General features: G+C 30.7%; 11 protein-coding genes and 4 pseudogenes. 6 read left to right on the forward strand and 9 right to left on the reverse strand.

Annotated features, from left to right (window positions below; translation table 11 throughout):
* Positions 1 to 296: 296 nt before the first annotated feature.
* Both AC1DMU_RS25675 and AC1DMU_RS25680 read right to left on the reverse strand, forming a co-directional pair.
* On the reverse strand, positions 297 to 1607 hold the full coding sequence (locus tag AC1DMU_RS25675; protein WP_476941619.1) for an HNH endonuclease: 1311 nt from the start codon (positions 1605 to 1607) through the stop codon (positions 297 to 299).
* A gap of 4 nt (positions 1608 to 1611) precedes the next feature.
* Complete coding sequence (locus AC1DMU_RS25680) at positions 1612 to 3864, reverse strand: AAA family ATPase (RefSeq protein WP_476941620.1); 2253 nt, start codon at positions 3862 to 3864, stop codon at positions 1612 to 1614.
* Between the two features lie 633 nt (positions 3865 to 4497).
* On the opposite strand from AC1DMU_RS25680, the gene AC1DMU_RS25685 reads away from it, so the two are divergent.
* The 3 genes and pseudogenes from AC1DMU_RS25685 to AC1DMU_RS25695 all read left to right on the forward strand — a co-directional run.
* Positions 4498 to 6360 carry a DUF262 domain-containing protein gene (locus AC1DMU_RS25685; RefSeq protein WP_476941621.1) on the forward strand — a complete coding sequence of 621 codons (1863 nt, stop codon included), beginning with the start codon at positions 4498 to 4500 and terminating at the stop codon, positions 6358 to 6360.
* A 555-nt stretch (positions 6361 to 6915) separates the two neighbouring features.
* Positions 6916 to 7100 (forward strand): annotated as a pseudogene (locus tag AC1DMU_RS25690) (hypothetical protein); the annotation flags it as partial.
* Positions 7094 to 7266: pseudogene (locus tag AC1DMU_RS25695) on the forward strand (IS6 family transposase); the annotation flags it as partial. The pseudogenes AC1DMU_RS25690 and AC1DMU_RS25695, both read left to right, overlap by 7 nt.
* A gap of 171 nt (positions 7267 to 7437) precedes the next feature.
* Here the strand turns inward: AC1DMU_RS25695 and AC1DMU_RS25700 are convergent.
* Entirely contained in the window at positions 7438 to 8286 is an 849-nt protein-coding gene (locus tag AC1DMU_RS25700; protein ID WP_476941622.1) for a helix-turn-helix domain-containing protein, read from the reverse strand.
* 483 nt (positions 8287 to 8769) lie between these two features.
* Here AC1DMU_RS25700 and AC1DMU_RS25705 point away from each other — a divergent pair, with 483 nt between their 5' ends.
* The 3 genes and pseudogenes from AC1DMU_RS25705 (at position 8770) to AC1DMU_RS25715 (ending at position 10842) form a co-directional block, all read left to right on the forward strand.
* Positions 8770 to 8985 carry a hypothetical protein gene (locus AC1DMU_RS25705; RefSeq protein WP_061531644.1) on the forward strand — a complete coding sequence of 72 codons (216 nt, stop codon included), beginning with the start codon at positions 8770 to 8772 and terminating at the stop codon, positions 8983 to 8985.
* 186 nt (positions 8986 to 9171) lie between these two features.
* Positions 9172 to 10140 (forward strand): annotated as a pseudogene (locus tag AC1DMU_RS25710) (DNA/RNA helicase domain-containing protein); the annotation flags it as partial.
* Between the two features lie 235 nt (positions 10141 to 10375).
* Positions 10376 to 10842: pseudogene (locus AC1DMU_RS25715) on the forward strand (DUF2691 family protein).
* A gap of 58 nt (positions 10843 to 10900) precedes the next feature.
* Here AC1DMU_RS25715 and AC1DMU_RS25720 read toward each other — a convergent pair.
* The 6 genes from AC1DMU_RS25720 to AC1DMU_RS25745 form a co-directional block, all read right to left on the reverse strand.
* On the reverse strand, positions 10901 to 11947 hold the full coding sequence (locus AC1DMU_RS25720; protein ID WP_476941623.1) for an N-acetylmuramoyl-L-alanine amidase: 1047 nt from the start codon (positions 11945 to 11947) through the stop codon (positions 10901 to 10903).
* Positions 11948 to 12039: 92 nt separating this feature from the next.
* Complete coding sequence (locus AC1DMU_RS25725) at positions 12040 to 12528, reverse strand: phage holin family protein (protein ID WP_476941624.1); 489 nt, start codon at positions 12526 to 12528, stop codon at positions 12040 to 12042.
* Between the two features lie 72 nt (positions 12529 to 12600).
* Entirely contained in the window at positions 12601 to 12981 is a 381-nt protein-coding gene (locus tag AC1DMU_RS25730) for a hypothetical protein (RefSeq protein WP_476941625.1), read from the reverse strand.
* Positions 12982 to 12996: 15 nt separating this feature from the next.
* A complete protein-coding gene (locus AC1DMU_RS25735; RefSeq protein ID WP_476941626.1) occupies positions 12997 to 13929 on the reverse strand; it encodes a hypothetical protein in 933 nt (310 codons plus the stop codon).
* Between the two features lie 15 nt (positions 13930 to 13944).
* Positions 13945 to 14325 carry a DUF1998 domain-containing protein gene (locus tag AC1DMU_RS25740; protein WP_098851812.1) on the reverse strand — a complete coding sequence of 127 codons (381 nt, stop codon included), beginning with the start codon at positions 14323 to 14325 and terminating at the stop codon, positions 13945 to 13947.
* Between the two features lie 12 nt (positions 14326 to 14337).
* Positions 14338 to 16278: a hypothetical protein gene (locus AC1DMU_RS25745; protein WP_476941639.1), complete on the reverse strand. Its 1941-nt coding sequence runs from the start codon at positions 16276 to 16278 to the stop codon at positions 14338 to 14340.
* Between the last annotated feature and the right edge of the window lie 712 nt (positions 16279 to 16990).

Below are 16990 nucleotides of genomic sequence, written 5' to 3' on the forward strand. Positions count from 1 at the left end.
TATCATACTATCATTATTAAAAATAAAAGTACGCTTTTTAGATATCATGCTGTTGATACATCCAGTTATAGACCTCTGTTTAAATGAAATAACTTTAATTATGTTTACAACAATCGTCATTAAACCTTAGCCCCTTCAAATTTTTTTAATATCTAAGATAGCATGTATTAACTAACCAATACTCGCTTCATACGCAATAACCAAGAGTATTTTAAGTCTAAAAAGTAAATGGCCTCTAGTAAACATTTAAATTTGTTCAATAGAAGCCATTTTTAGAGTTACAGTCTTTTTCTAAATTATTTATTGATGAAATGATTTATCTTTCTAGCTAATATCTTAGATTTTTTAAATAATTCTTTATCCCAGTTACTAAATATTTCGTCATAAATGCTTTTCAGATGGAACATGATAGAAATCTGAGAATTATAGCATACATATGGAAGAATCCTTTCAGCATCTTGACTAACTGTTCTAGCAAGTGTCGAATTAAGACCAGGTAATAAGGAAATAATAGTTTTATCCTTATAAATATCCGTAACACATTGCATGACTAGCATAATTATATTCAATCGAGGAAGTAATGCCTCAACATTAGATAAATCGTAACTATCCAATAATTCCTCTAACTGCGTTAATAATACTGTCTTACTCCGTTTTTGGAAACGGCTAAATTCACGGGTACTTATTTCTTCTTTTAATTGTTGTAATCCCCTTCTATTTAAAAGTAATTTTCCCATAGTAGGAAGAATCACATCATCTTTTAGAGGAAGATCAATTAGTTGGGAAAGAAGATTTGTTCTTTTATGAAGCTCATCAATCATATTATAATACGCCTCAATTTCCCCAAAACATGTAATGAATTTTTTAAAATCAGTTATTTTTTCAGGATCTAAATTTGTTTCTAAATCATTAATTTTTGATAACTGGTTAACAATTTTAATTGTATTTATATCCTTATTTAAATTAATAATTGCTTCAAACATTTCTTCATGTGATGGTTTTTCAAATATTTTTTCAATCTCCTTCAACGTTTTCTCTGAATCTACAGCACCATTAATCATCTTTTTAACTGGACTTGAAACCGCATTTTCACTCTTAACTTGTTTTATTTTACTAAGCGCAAGATCTAGCCTATTTAAATTACAACATTTAATTGTATTTTCACCTTTATTATTTTGATCAATTCCCACAAAAAATATATAGTCTTGAATTTGAATATATTCCTCATATAAATCAATATGTGCATGAATTATTTTAAAAGCATCTGAATTAAGCGGATAATCTTCCTCAGTATAAGAATCAGGTAAATCAGTGATAAGTATATCTTCACTTCCTTTGGCAGTATTACATCTATCGCATGCTAAAGTTAAATTTATCGGCTCGTATGTGAAAATTTCGTATTTACCTTTATGTACAATATGCTCAATATCCCCAGGAGTCGTCCCACAATCCAAAGGAGATTTACAATAATAACAAATATTATCATTTAATGGATCTTGAATTAAGCTACTTTTTATTTTATATTTAAGATATTTTAACTTAGGCTCATCCCACTCATATTCATATTCTTTTATAGATCGTTTTTCAGCATCTGTTAGTCTATACATTTTTTCACCCTTTTATTACTTTCGAAGATATTAAAGTAATGACTTCTTTTAAGGGATCAGCTTCTTTTAAATTCTCTGACATTTGATTCAAATAGTTTACTCTCGCTTTTATATCTTCTGTAATTTCACCTAAGCTAATTGCCAATAAAATTTTATCTAGTTCATCCGCTAAATAATAATTACGATCTGTTGCCATACCAAATATATTAAATAGAACATCCTCAACTGACCATCCAAATGTTTCTTCATTGCGTAAGCGAATCCAAGTTTTAAATTCCTTTTCTATCTCTAGAGAAACAAGCGAGGACATACCTTTTTCTAAATCAGAAACCATAAAATGTGAATGTGTTGCTAAAATAAAATGGCAAGATGAATGATTATGTTTAAATATTTCTTTAATACCATGTACATATTTATTCTGCCAGTTGGGATGAAGACTAATTTCCGGTTCATCCAAGAGTACCAATGAATCTTCTTCTATTTTGGATAAAATATTAATCATAGTGGTTAAATATTGTGATTCTCCTGAACTAGCATCTTCTAATTTAAAGAAATCTTTTTTCTTTATATATACAACAGGTTCTTGAAGTATACCAATTTCAAATAAGTGCCACAACATGTGAAAATTCTCATAATACTTATAGTATTGTTCTTCGGCATTAAGATGAAATGTTATAGAAATATTATCATTTTTCATACTAAAAATACTGGGATCTTTATCAGAAAATCCATATATAAACTCCATAATATCTTGATGATCAATTAAACTCGTGTTTCGGAGTTTCTTTTTTTTTATTTTTTTAAGAAATTTATTTTGAAGTGTAACTATATTACTTTCCGTAATGATATCCTTTAACCTTTCATTGTTTTTGGTTCGATATTCTATTTTAATTACAGGACACAACTTTACATATTCCATAATGTACCTTAACATTTTAGTAAAATTCCCTTTTTGAGAGGAACTTACGATATTTAAAACCAGATTTTTCGAAGTTTCTCCTACCCTAGCAACATTATCAGAGCTTTTAATACCTAAATAACTATACTCTTCCAGCGGCTCTTCAGATTGCTGCATAAAGGTGAACCTATCATTAATACTAAATGCACTTGCAATTAATTTTCTTGGAAATCTTAAAGAATTAAAAGGAACCTCTATTCCATTCTTTAAGAATTTTCTATTTCTATTCTCATTAATGATGGTATAGATAATCTTTCCTAGCTGATATTCCAACGTATAGTCTATTTCTCTCGACATATGCGTTTTAATAAAAGCTTTTTTATAATTATATACATCTAATAAAATCTTTTGAATATTAGAAAGGATCGTACTTTTACCTGTACCATTCGGACCAATCATAAGTGTAATAAATGGACCATCACTTCTCCGTTCTCCTTGAACAAATTCTACACTTATCCATTCACTATTCGGATATTTATATTTAATTTTACGTATTAAAAAGTTGCCTTCTTCGGGACTAGATTCTTTTTCCTGAAGAGCATTGTCCAAAGGATCAGGTGCTGTTAAAAAAAAGGGATTAATAAATTTGTTCTGGTTTTCAAAAACTATTCCTTTTTTGATATTCTGTGTTTCGGATAAAAAATTTATATTTCCAATCTTATGCTTGCTCTTAGTATTAGGATTATAATAGTATTGGGTAGCTGTAAAATACCATCCACCTGGTCCTATTAAAGTATCTATACCTTTCTCGATCATTAATTGTGATAGTGGATCCACACTATGAAGGGAGAGTTCATATTTTGGATATAAAATTATTTTCTTCTCTTCCAAAACCTTTCTTGGTTGTTTTTGTAGAAAATGAAATATTTCTTCTGAACACCCAACTTTAAGCAATGGAAATAACCATACTTTGCGTAATTTTTTATCTAAATCAAATTGTACACCTTGTTTTGGAGAAGAACCCAAAATAACTCTATCTATGAAAGTATACCTTGCTTCCTCCACTTCAAATAAGTACACTTTTATTCCCATTTCATTAGAATGAAGTAAGGTCTTATTTTGCATAAAATCTAGGCTTTGATCACCTTTTCTTCCCATACCCGTATAAAGTAATAATTCTCCTTCTTTCTTTATCTCCTCATATGGTAGTTTATTTTTAAAAGATAGCAGTACAAGTGAGTTAGTTTTTAGCGAACGTCGCATTCCTCCTTGAGAACTACATTTGAAAATTCTGGCTAGATTTTTATTGTCGATAATACTTCCAGGTTTTAAATCTTCTATTGATTCAATCTGTTCCATGGTCCACATCCTCATTACTTATTACACTACTATTTAAAATTGTTCTATATAAAATATTTAATAATAAAAAGAGGAAAACATCAATTACATTATCCCTGCTCTTTTTTATCTATATCACATACTAAACCCCTGATCTTGATGTGGCATACTTGTTATTGACTCCCCATATTATTTCTGGTATTACTATATCATCCAAATTATATATTAATTTAATATTTAAATTTACAAATAAAATACTATCTTGTTTGCTAATATCTCTGAAGAAGCAAAAATAGTAAATTACATACTTTAAACAAGGTTCGACTAAATAAGGTCAATGAAACATTAAAAAATAAAGTAAATATTGATGATGACAAACCATTTCATCTTGTTGGAACTAAAACTAATACAAGAAAAAATGATATCAGCTTCTCTTCAAATTGAAGTATTTTTTCACTTCTCCCCAAGATGAATCCAAAATACAAATGTTTGTACAATAAATCTCATTTTATTCTATATATTAAATTACGCCTAAATATTATATTAAAGGGATAGTTTAATTATAAAATTGATTGTAAACTTATTTTATATTGTTTCTTCCCGTAAAAGTTGTTCAATGTAGTTACGGGAAATTTAAAAAGGAGGAATAATTTTATGGCTACTGAAGTAAAACAGTATAACGTATCAGATATTGTCGCCAGCATACAAGAACCCGATCCTAATAAAAGAAAAATAAAGATTACCGTACCAAAAATGCAAAGAAACCTGGTATGGAGCAAAGAACAAAAACATAAGTTTATTGATACTTTAAAAAGAGGATTTCCATTTGGTTCCCTCCTTTTATATAAAAAAAATAATGATGATTCATTTTCATTGATTGACGGACTGCAAAGAACCTCAACAATTAATCAATATTCTAAAGTTCCCACATCCTTTTTTACTTCTGATGATATTGATGATAGTTTTGTTGACTTTTTTATTCAAACAGTTGATAACCTTAATAAGGATCAAACCGATAAAATTAGAGATATTATTGAAGATTGGGTAAAGAGCTTAGATGGATTTGATGAAAAACATAATTTTTCTTCTTATGACTTGGTTCGTAAAATCTCAAAAGATTTGAATTTAAATCTTACCGTGGATGTTTTTGATGATTTAGTTGATAAATTTAAAGAGTTTACTTCAAAAATAAAAAAAGAAGCTGATATTTCACAAATACAAATTCCAGTAGTAGTTTATTATGGAGAAGAATATAATCTACCTGAAATTTTTGAGAGGATTAATTCTAAAGGCACTAAATTAAATAAATATCAAATTTTTGCAGCCACATGGGATAAAACATTACCAATTCACAATAAAAATATAATAAAAAAAATAGAAGAAAAATATAACATGTTAATTGAAGAAGGCTTTGAGATTGAAGGTTATTTTCCAGAACATTTTTTTGAAAAAGGTAAACAATTTTCATTATTTGAATACCTATTTGGATTAGGTAAATATTTAAGTAATGAATATCCTCATCTCTTTGGTAAGTCCGGAAAAGCTGATACCACTGACTCGGTAGGATTTAACCTGGTTACAATATGCGCTGGACTTCCTCTAAATAAAATGATGCAGCTACCGGAAAAAATTTCAGGATTTAATGTACCAAAGCTAGAAAAAGCAATATTTGAAACTATTAATTTTGTACATAACTCTCTTTCAGCCTTATCTTTTAAAGCAAATAGAAAAAATAAAAAAGACAAAGGTGATAGAATATATCATACAGAACTTCAAATAGTTTCGATTATTGGAACAGTATTCCACTTAAAATATGATAAAGATTTAAATATTAGAAATACTTGGAATCATAATGAATCTATTTTAAAAAAATACATTTCAATGCATTACCTTTACGATATTCTTAGAGATACTTGGAGAGGTTCTGGAGATTCTAGATTGAAGGAGATTGTATTTGATGAAGATTTACAAACCAATGCAAAATATCTTCAGCCAATCCCTGAAAACAAATGGCACAATCTTCTTCAAGAGTGGTTTGATTCACAACTTAATAGAGCAGAAATTCAAAGGGTAAAGATAAATGATCAAGATATGTTATTTATCAAATTTTTATATAATAGCATCCTTACAAATGAGGAAAATTTTGATGTATATGAAGTTGACCATTTATATCCTATTAATCGATTAAAACGAGTTGCTAAAGATCTTAACGGCATCCCAATTAGTGCGGTTTCAAATTTGTCATTGATAAAAAAAGATATTAATAGGGCCAAAAATGATAAAACGCTTAAGGAATACTTGGATCTTAAAGTAAGTACTGGTCAAATGACTCAAGCCAAAGCAAATGAAGAAATATCAAACTTAAAAAAATTAATATTCTGTGATGTTTCTGAGGTTGATATTATTAAAGATAACCATGGAAACGACCAAATCACCAAAGAATGGTATATAAGTGAATTAAAAAAGCGCTTTATCGCAATGGAACAAGTCTTCTTTGAAAAAGTCTATAAAAAATAGTAACCACTTAGTAACCGCTTTGATTTGAGGCGGTTACTATTATATAAATCATTTATTTTAAATCTGTGTATATGTATAATCAGTAACAATCCTTATAAAAGTACGTTAAAGACACATTCTTCCTTCTTTCAAATAATCAAGCCCTCGCTGTATGTAGATTAGGAACATAAATCAAAAAATAACACTACGTAATGTGATCCCTCTTACCATAAATATTTATTGTAGTTTACATTAAAATGATCTTTATTTACACAAATTAAACCTATAAAATAATATCCCTTATAAATCTTGAAGCTCGTTATAATCCCCCCTTTAAGTAGTAATTAAATTATTATTTTTTATTCTTCAAGGACTTGTATATCTATTTACCACATCTTTGTAAATTTAGGTTATTAACAAAATAATTCTTTTCCTTTAAACTATAAATTATTTACCTTGCAATGTAGGGGGATTCCCGATTTTAAAATCCCTGTGTTTATTGCCTACTAGCAATACCCTTTTTTGAAGTTTAGGTGACTGTGATGTATAATTATAAAAATTTAAGTAGTTATATATATGAATAATATAAAAATAATAGCTAAGGTTTTAGGATAGGGCTACAAATTGGTTTATTTTAAAAAACTTAAGTAATCGAGTGGGCTGATCATACAATTGAAACATTAGATAGTCCTTCTATTGAAATTATAGAAGTTTCTTTATCCAGTAATGATAAGTTAGTTGATATTGTATCTAAATTAAAGAGAGAGTTCGTTCAATGTTGGGATTGAAATTTTTTCGTACAGCTAGATCTATTCTTTCAGGAATAAAAGCGATTCATATTATTAAAAAGGTCAACTTATTTTACGGGACAAGTCTGTCCAAAATGAAATGAAGTTTATTCATCAACTATTCGAAACGGCTGCATAGAATAGATATAATCTATGCACCAGAACATAAAAAAGAGTGATCTAAATAGATCACTCTTTTTTATATTTCCTTTTTAATTTTGAAAATACCTATTTTTATTTTGGTAGATTCATAACTTAAGCCAATCTGTAATCATACTATGTTTCTTATACTTTTTTTAATCTTCTATACTTAAAGTATTGCTATATTCCTTCTAATAATACTATCAAGTGTCGCATTAATTTGTTCTTTTAATTCTTTATAATCCTGTTTGATTTCTTTTTCACTACGTTTCTGTTCTGTTAAACCACGACTCTGGGAAGTATATCCCCCAAAACTCGGATGATCAGAAACCTTAGGAAGATAAGTATTATCTGTCATTAGTATGTTTCGGTTAGATATTCGGGACAGACTAATAATTATAGACAAAACGTCTTGTTTTATCATTTCATCATCAATTCTTCTTAACATATCTAAAGTATGAAGAATTGCTTTATTGTTTGTAGGCTCAACATATTCTTGTTCATTATCAATCCTTAACATGTCGTCTAATAAAGGCAAATAGTTTCTTCTATATTGTGCATTTTTTTCCACATCGTAGTAACTCACCGTTTCTACCATTACTCCCTTACACTGACTGAATTTGCGAAATTCAGCATCTTCTCTTAATGTTTCTTTAGCCATAATCGCATATTGAATCATTCGTTCTTTTTCTCCATAAGGAACCCCTTTTTTCGTTAGTATTCCCCTAAAAGACTTCCAAAATTCTTCATCCAGCTTTGTACCTTTGTAATCTCCGAAAAATTCTTTTGAATACTCCTCCATATCACCATACAAAAGAAATTCAGGTTTAACCCTTCCCAGCACTGCAATTAAATTCAACTTTTCTTTAGTAGGAATATTCTTTCCATTAATCCAATTGCTTACATTCCCTCTAGACGTATTATTAATAAGAGTCCCAAACGCTTCAAGAGTCCAGCCTCCCGACTCTCTTATATCATTAATCCGTTCTCCAACTTTCTCTCTATTAATTTCAAACACTATATTACCCCCTAAAAACAATGTGTTTCATTTGTTATAATTATAACAAAACATATAAAAATATCAACATCAAAACAAACAATATATAAAATTCAAAACAAATAACATCTCCATTTCAAAACAAAAAACCTCAATAATATATTGGAGGCTTTTTGTTTTATATCCAAACCGTTTATGTATATCACTCTTTTTGAAACCAAGAACATGTCATCGTTATCTTCCCTTCAACACCACAAACAATGTATTGTGAAGTACAACACCCAAAAACATATGCAAACCAACATCTGTACGGTATGGTAACAGTACCTTAGCCCACGAATCTATATGGTCTGTCGTGGGAGTCTCAAATATTTATAACTTATATGATACTACTATTAGCTTTGTAACTATAAAATAAAACCACTCATTTAAGGTGTCTTTTCTTTTTACAATAAATAATGTATTATATAGATAAAAAGATTTATATTAGAAAGGCGAGATAGTTTGAATTTTAATACACCAGAAATACAATCACAAGTAGCAGGTTTACTACATTCAGCAATAAAAATATTTGTTATAATACTAGCTGTTTATGCAGCACTTTTAGCGATTTCACATTACATACCAAATAAATTAAGACCCATAATTGCCCCTTTTATAATATGTGGAATCTTATATGCAGGATGGAATTTCCGTGGATATCTTATAGCTTTATTTTAAAGACACTTTAAAGTGTCTTTTCTTTACGGGATTAAGCTAACCCAACAATGTCTTAACGTGAATTTTATGTTTTTTCATTTACTTGGCCCAGTATCAGCGTTGCTGTAATCAAGGGCAAAGTAATGCTAATACTGAGCCTATTTTTGTAAAAATTAATTGCTTAACTTTGGTTTCATTTGTAATAGAAATGGATATAAAATGGATTTTCTCGAAAAGAAAATGATTCCAAAAGAACAAATTATCATTTTTGATGAAGCACAACGAGCATGGGATACAAAAAAAGTCGACCAGTCACTCACTCGAAGAAAGCGAGAAGCCCAACACTTAAGTGAACCGGATATTATAATGAATATTACGACAAATAATAAGCCGTGGAGTGTAACAATTGGCTTAATTGGTGAAGGTCAAGAGATCTATTCTGGGGAAGAAGGCGGTCTCCCTCTGTGGAATACTGCGATCGCTGGAAAAAACGTGACTGTTCACTCGAAACATCCTAATTCTGTATTCACAAATGCAGCACATTATAGAACTCATTCTCAGCTACATTTAAACTCATCTTTCCGTGCTCATGCAGCTTTAAAATACTATGAAATTATTAATACTTTATTAGATGTTAGTTTTGAACAAACGAAACAGCTTATTCATAACCTACCAAAGGAACATTATCAGCTTTTTATTACGCGTGATTTAGACAAAGCAAAAATCACTTTAAATCAGCTTTATCAGGATGATACAAAAACAGTTGGTGTCGTCTGTGCTGGTGGCGCTGATCGTCAAAAAGAAGTCCCTGTTTTACCACGAGATGAACGATATGAAAGACCTAATAAGATTGCTCAATACTTTAACTATCCCGGGTCTCAATACTATTGTAAAACCCTCAACTATAGCTCAACTGAATTTCAAACACAAGGACTTGAACTAGATATGGCGCTCGTTCATTGGGATGATGATCTTTATCTACAGAATGGGGCTTGGAAGGGGCAGCACTATCAATGGGGTGTCGAAGATCCGTTCCAAATTAAACTCAATGCATATAGAGTTATTTTAACAAGAGGGCGAGATGGAACAATTATTTACATACCACCAAAACCCATACTAGATGAGACTTGGAACTTACTTAAAAATCAGTTAAAAATCCCTGAATTAATGTTTTAAAATCTATAATGATAGACTATATTCTAGATTCCCTCAGAATATAGTCTATTATTTTTCTATTTCACAGCAACCGGGGAATCAGTCTTAAAAGACTTAAAACATTTGACTCTTATATGATAATAACGTTCTTTTAGAAGGGGTTTTCAAGAAAATATTAGTTAAAACAAAAAAAGCCGCCTCGATTAAGAGCCGGCAATTTCCTTAAATAATATAAATAAAGGGAGACTAGCATACAATGAATATAGGAATACATTTTCACGCTCCAGAAGATGAAACTTTAATTTGTCCATATTAAAATTACTAGAACTTTTTAATTCTAACAATTTCATTTGGCAAATAGATACTGCCGAAATATACCTAAAAGACTCTCATGATAACTTTACATTTGAACAATTACTCGGCGACGAACGTTTTATAACTGAAAATAAGTTAAAACAATCCTTAATAAACAAAAAATACTTTTTAGTCTTCTTAACAATATGCGCTTTTCCTGATATGAAAAAGAATATCCCAACATGGATAAGAACAGCATCAGATTTTAATACTAGTGATTGTGAATTTTTATTAAATATAGTTGATGGTTTTGATATTAGTATTTTATGTACAGATGAGCGCTTACTTCAGAAGTTACATCAACATGTTCAAGACCTAGGTTATTTAAATACTAAGTATTTAACAGAAAGGACTGCAGGAACTTTTTAACTAAATCTTAAAAAGAAGGATTCAATACTCCTATTAAATCCTTCTTTTCCATTACTCACTACTTCACATTTACATAATAAGTACTAGCTGTAATATAGAACACATTACCTCTACTATTCTTCACTTTATATTGTGGTGAACCATTTACAGATACTTTATCAACGATAGTGAACCCTAAACCTTCACCGACAGTTCCTACAACATCTCTATCAGCCCAGGAAGCTTTTGAATAGAAGCGTAAGTCATTCACTTTAGAGACTACACGTTTTCCTTCCACAGATGAAGATTCTTCTTTATAGCGAATGTATGATGAATCGTTATAAACCCACTGATTCCCTCCAAGATTTAACCAGTTTCCTACTTTACCCCAGACTTTATATGATTCACCCTTTTGTAGCTTACGAATGACATCATTGTTTGTGGATGGTCCAGATCGAAGATTTACATTTAAACCATCGATATAAGCTACTCCTGTTACATCCGTTACACTTTCAGATGGTTGTTGTGGTTTTACTTCCATAGTGACAAAATGACCATTATACGCCTTTAAAACATCAGAACGGAATTGAGCTTCTGATACACCATGTGAAGCAAGATACCCCTGTGGATCCTCATGATCTGTACCGCCTAATTTGTATGTGATATCTTTATGAGTCCATAATCCAACACTCGGATGGATATTTCTATCTTTTAAAATTTTCGCAAGTAACTTTATATATCTTTCATATGATTTTTTGAATTTAATTGGGTCACTAGTCTCAGAAAGTTCTACATGTACAAATCTAGCATTTGCCGCTGGACCTGCACCCCATGCACGATATTTAGTAGAAGCGATTTGAATTGTTTCATCCCAATCCGTTGCATAATGAACGAATGCATTTCTCCATGTTCTAGCTTCATAATTTCTAATATTGATAGCAGGTGCTTCTGGTGTCACTGTGGAATGTGCTACTACTCCCTCATATGCACCCACACCATATCTATATCCTTGCTTAGGTAAATCTGGAATAATCATTTCTCTATCTGCAAAAGCACTTGCGGAAGAAGAAAATAAAATAATACACATGATAAATAACGCGCTACATTGTTTCATTAATTTTTTCATTTCGTATTTTCCCCTTTAATATTTGCATAAACAAAAAGAGCACCTCAATTGAGACTGCTCCTTTTGCTATCATTTTTTATATTTGTCTTTATTTAATTTTTTTCTTTTCTAGATTTTGATCTTCTAATTTTCGCTTCAATTTCAGAAGATACACTTTCTAACAACCAAGTAGGAATCCATTTATCCCAGCCAATCCGTACACAATTGGCTGTAAAGCTATTAAAAATATGATAAACTAAACCACCCGTTACCATAAAAAAGAAAAACTCTGGTAGTTTAAATGCAATATCAAATAAATGCGCTAAAGAAGGTAATAAAAAAAGCACCACAGTTCGTGCAATGCCCTCAATTCCATATTGTGATGAATACGTACCATCTAATTTTGAAGCCTTACTACCAGTTATCCAATCTAATACAACTACCCATACCAAAATAATAATCCAAATTAAATTAGATTTACCATATAAAAAATTAAATATAGTTCCCAATCCCCCACTAATTACAGAAGCAATTTTAAATTGGGTGGTATTAATAACATCCAGTACATTTAATGTTTTTACAAGTTCATGAATCCGTTCCAAACTTTCACCCCCTTTTTTACATTTCAAAGCAAAATAAAAAAGCCTGCTTTAGCACGCTATTGTATAAAAGATTTACATATTCATTTTCTTCCACGCATACTCTAGTGGTTCAGTTCGTGGTGGCTTCATTACTTCTTTTTCAGAAGTTCCCCCCTTATTTTGGGATAAGTTATGCATAACGCCTCGACGAATAGAGATTTGCCTAATTCCTGTGCGCATCCAATCATCCGGATTAACAATTGCACCTTGATGTGTTAGGAGTTGCCTAACGCCTGTATGTGAAAAATCGATTGGATTAACAATAACCCCTTGACGATGTGTATTGATTTCACGTATTCCATCATGATATAGCGTTGTTGGAGATATGATTATACCCTGATGTATATTAATTTCGCGTGTTCCCGTACGGTATAGATTTGTTAGAGATATAATCATACCTTGAAGTACTGCCATATACTTACCTCCTACTTATTCGATCCGTAAAGCTATAGTATTATCACCAAAAGAGTTACATACGCCAGATGTATAAGAAGTATTGAACAATTTGTATTTATGAATCTCATCATTTTCAATAATTTCTACAATATCACCATAAATATAATTACTACCTCTATAGATGTAAAAGCCATCAAATTTGTATCTAAATCCATCGTTACCATCTCCCCCATATAAAGGCGTAAAGACTATCTTCCCTTCACTAGAAGGTATCTTTAGAAAAACGTTACTCCAATAAAATGTAGAATTCATAATAGAAATTGAGCTAGTACCTGCAAATTTACTTCTATTAGTTGTATGTGTATATGCTTGACCGCGAGCGCCACTGCTTAACAAAATACTGAATGGATATGAATACGGTGTAAATAATTCCGGTTGATAGTATTCGTCTGGAAGGCCTATAAAACCAATCACTGTCTTTCCTTTATGAGATGGGATTTCATCATCATTTGCATATACACAATAAATGACAGTATCTTTATCAACGTATAGATATAGGTCAACCATATATTTTTCGAAATTTAAAGGAGTAGGATTATTAGTAGAACTTGTTTTTCCGTAATGAAATACCAGTGAGAACCAGGATTCTTCTCCTGTTCCAGCGCCATTTTCTTTATCATATCCCCTTATAAGTCTATAACTCCCATCTGTATAAAAAACTTTTGGATCTCTTATATCAAGGGAGGGTAATAATTCAGAATTATTCCTTATGGTATCGAATGGCCGTAATTCAATATAGTTATTTTTTGTTCCATCGTTGCCCGTTGAATACATAACAAAAAGTTTATCTTTATTTGTCTTGTCAGCATTTAATTGCTGCCATCCAGCCTTTTTCATTTCATCAATAATCTTCATAAAGACTTCTCTGCGCTCTAGTCTGTGTAACTTACAAATTTTATTTGTCATTTTATATGTTCCTCCTTAATTTAAACGTATTGCTTTTATAGAAACATTAAAAGTAGAGTTTGCTACGCCCCTATTTTCTATATAAAGATGTACCTTGTTTGTATGATCTTTATCCTCACAAGGAATAGCCAAAATATCATATGTTCTTTTTTCTGATAAGCTTTTATAAATCTGATTCCCATTCTCTTTTTGATCGTACATAAATAACATTGCTTCAACGTTTGAATCATTTGTAACTTGAATGGTACGAATATCGTATTTGTTACAACCTACATCCAGCGGAGCATATAGAACTTTCCCTGGTTCAATTGTAATTTGTACATTCCTCTCAATAAGGATTGATGGTGTAATCTCACTTTCGGATGTATATCTATATAATTTCATTACAGTTCCCATATTGTATTCACCTCAATTATGTTTTAGATGAACATTAAAATAAATTGGTTCAAATGCTAGTAAATTTGTATCCTTCACAACCTTTACCCAAAAGTCACGTGTACTTTGTGCGGCTATTGAATCAATCTGTATTTCATTCAAATAGTTAGTACCATCTAATGAAATACGTGCCCAGGTATAGCCGATTTTCTCCATGTATTGCTGGATTGATAGTTTTATATTTGTAGCAGCACCAATGTTATCATTTACGATTGTCATTTTTACAATTCGCTCATTATCCACCATGTAACCTAAATTCGTTGGATCTGTTGTATTTAATTCATCGTTATTCATTTTGATTTGTAAAGATGAACCCATACAATACATATCCCCACCATAAAAGATAGTTTGTTTCTTCGCTAGTAGTTCGTTTTCTTCATCATAGATTTCTACGATTCCTTCAAACTCTAAAGAAGGAAGTAGAATATCAATGCCTGTATGAGCTGCAGCAACGATGCTAGTAGACAGGATATTATTTGCAGAATCTTTTAATACAATCTTATAATTTTTATATAGTTGACGCAGACGTAACATATTACTCTTTGTCATAATAATTTTATTGATGTCAAGCGGTACAAATCCCTCTGCAGTTCCTCTTTTTAAAACAACACCAATTCTTTTTGCTACTAATGAATCATTATCCATATAATCAAAGGATGTATCTGTCTTTGTATAAAAATCCCATTGATTCTCCTTACAAATTGCCATCCACTCTTTATGGCTTTGAGAACTATTAGCAGAATAGGATTCAAGGAATTCAACCTTATTCTTTTCATTTTGATAGATCAGTAAGCCGCCTTCATCTCCTTCTTTTGTAGGAGCATAATCTGCAATAACCTGAATTGCAAAGTTATCTTGTGGTTTATCAATTAACAGCATAACGTCTTTATCTGCAGAATGATTCATACGTAGGAATCCTTTTTTAACAGCATTGTTAAATGCACTTGATGGTGACATAAGCCATTTGGGATTTACGGAATCGAAATCATCTACAAATAATTTTCCGCTTTCTTTTTCATATAAGGATACTTTTGGCTTTTTAATTAGATCTGATGATTGTAATTCTCCACCGAATACGTCAATTGCATCTATAATATTTTCTTGAGCTTCAATTACAACTGTATGAATACCTGCAGAAAGATTTAATTTCTCATATGCTAAACATTGTTGTAATGGAGATTTAGGAGAAATTGTGTAAGTTTCAGAAGTACCGTCTATTGTAATTTGTATTGGATATCGATAACTTGAGTAATTATTGTGTTCTGAAATAATTCGAATTCCAGTTCCCGAAAATGCAAACTCACAGGTGACAGGTTCGTTACCGTGATCACTATTATGAAAAGATACTGTATTGTTAAAGTAACCCTTAGAGTTTGCTAGATGATTCCAAGTGCCTGTATATTTAATATTACTATCCGTATCATCAAACCGTTTCCAACCTGGTTCCGGTTTAAATAGTGCATCACCAACTTTTGCTGGTTCTAAAATAGATCCATCTGCATCTATATCAATTGCATCTAGATTTAATACATAGTCATATATTTCTACAGTATGTTTACCCGGATTAAGATCTAATTTTTCGTAAACTATTACTGATTTTTGATCTGAGGTCTTATCGATTTTCGGACAATTGTAAGTGATTCCGTCAATTACTATTTTTGTATTATCAAAATATGTACCATCTGTTCGATATGCTAGTAAACGCAATCTAGTACCAACAAAGTTAAATAATACACGACCTAACTTATCTTGCTCATCATTTTTAACATGTGCCGTCTTATTGTAACCATCATCCCAAAAAGTATGAGTCATCCAAGTTCCAACATACTTAATATTGCTATCTGAATCATCAAACCGTTTCCAACCTGGTTCCGGTTGTTTTAAAATATCACCGACTTTTGCTCCTAAATCCACGTAATCAATAGCAGACAAAAATGTATAAATCGACTTATTATTGGAACCAGTAGTGAAACCATCATAAGTTACTTCTACTCTATAGGTCCCTTTAGGTAAATCTAATTTCTCAAAACAAACTCTAAACTTTGATGTATTATTTTGAATTACCGAACCTTTAATCCAATTCCCACCATTTATTCTTACTTTTATATTGTAACGATGATCGGAATAAGACATTTGCATTATTCTAAAAGCCGTTCCAGTAAATACAAATGAAAAGATATCTTCATTTGTATTTCTAGGATTAAGGATGCCAAACCAACAACCTTCCTCAGAAGGATTATTATCTCCACCTACTACAAACCACGTAGCATTGGGATATTCTTCTGACCCTCTTATATTTTGAAAAAAAGTACCAATGTTAGCTTGTTGGCAATATTTACGATTCCATCCGAACTCTGGATTAAGTAAACTCTTACCTAATTGAATTGCCATTTTATCACCTTATATTATTTAGTTTTCTTTAATGTAAGATTGTTAATAAATAACTACTACTTCACATAGTTTCAAACTTATATTTCTTTTCCTACACACTCTATTTATTCTCCTTTTTCTATGCCTAGCGCTCTTTCAAGTAAGGTAACTATATTTTTATACTAACTACTCAATCGTTCTTTACTACCAACAAAAAATCAATCCATATTCTCTTTTGAGTTCTCTATTATGATAG

The sequence above is a fragment of the Bacillus sp. 01N45 genome, from assembly GCF_056399205.1.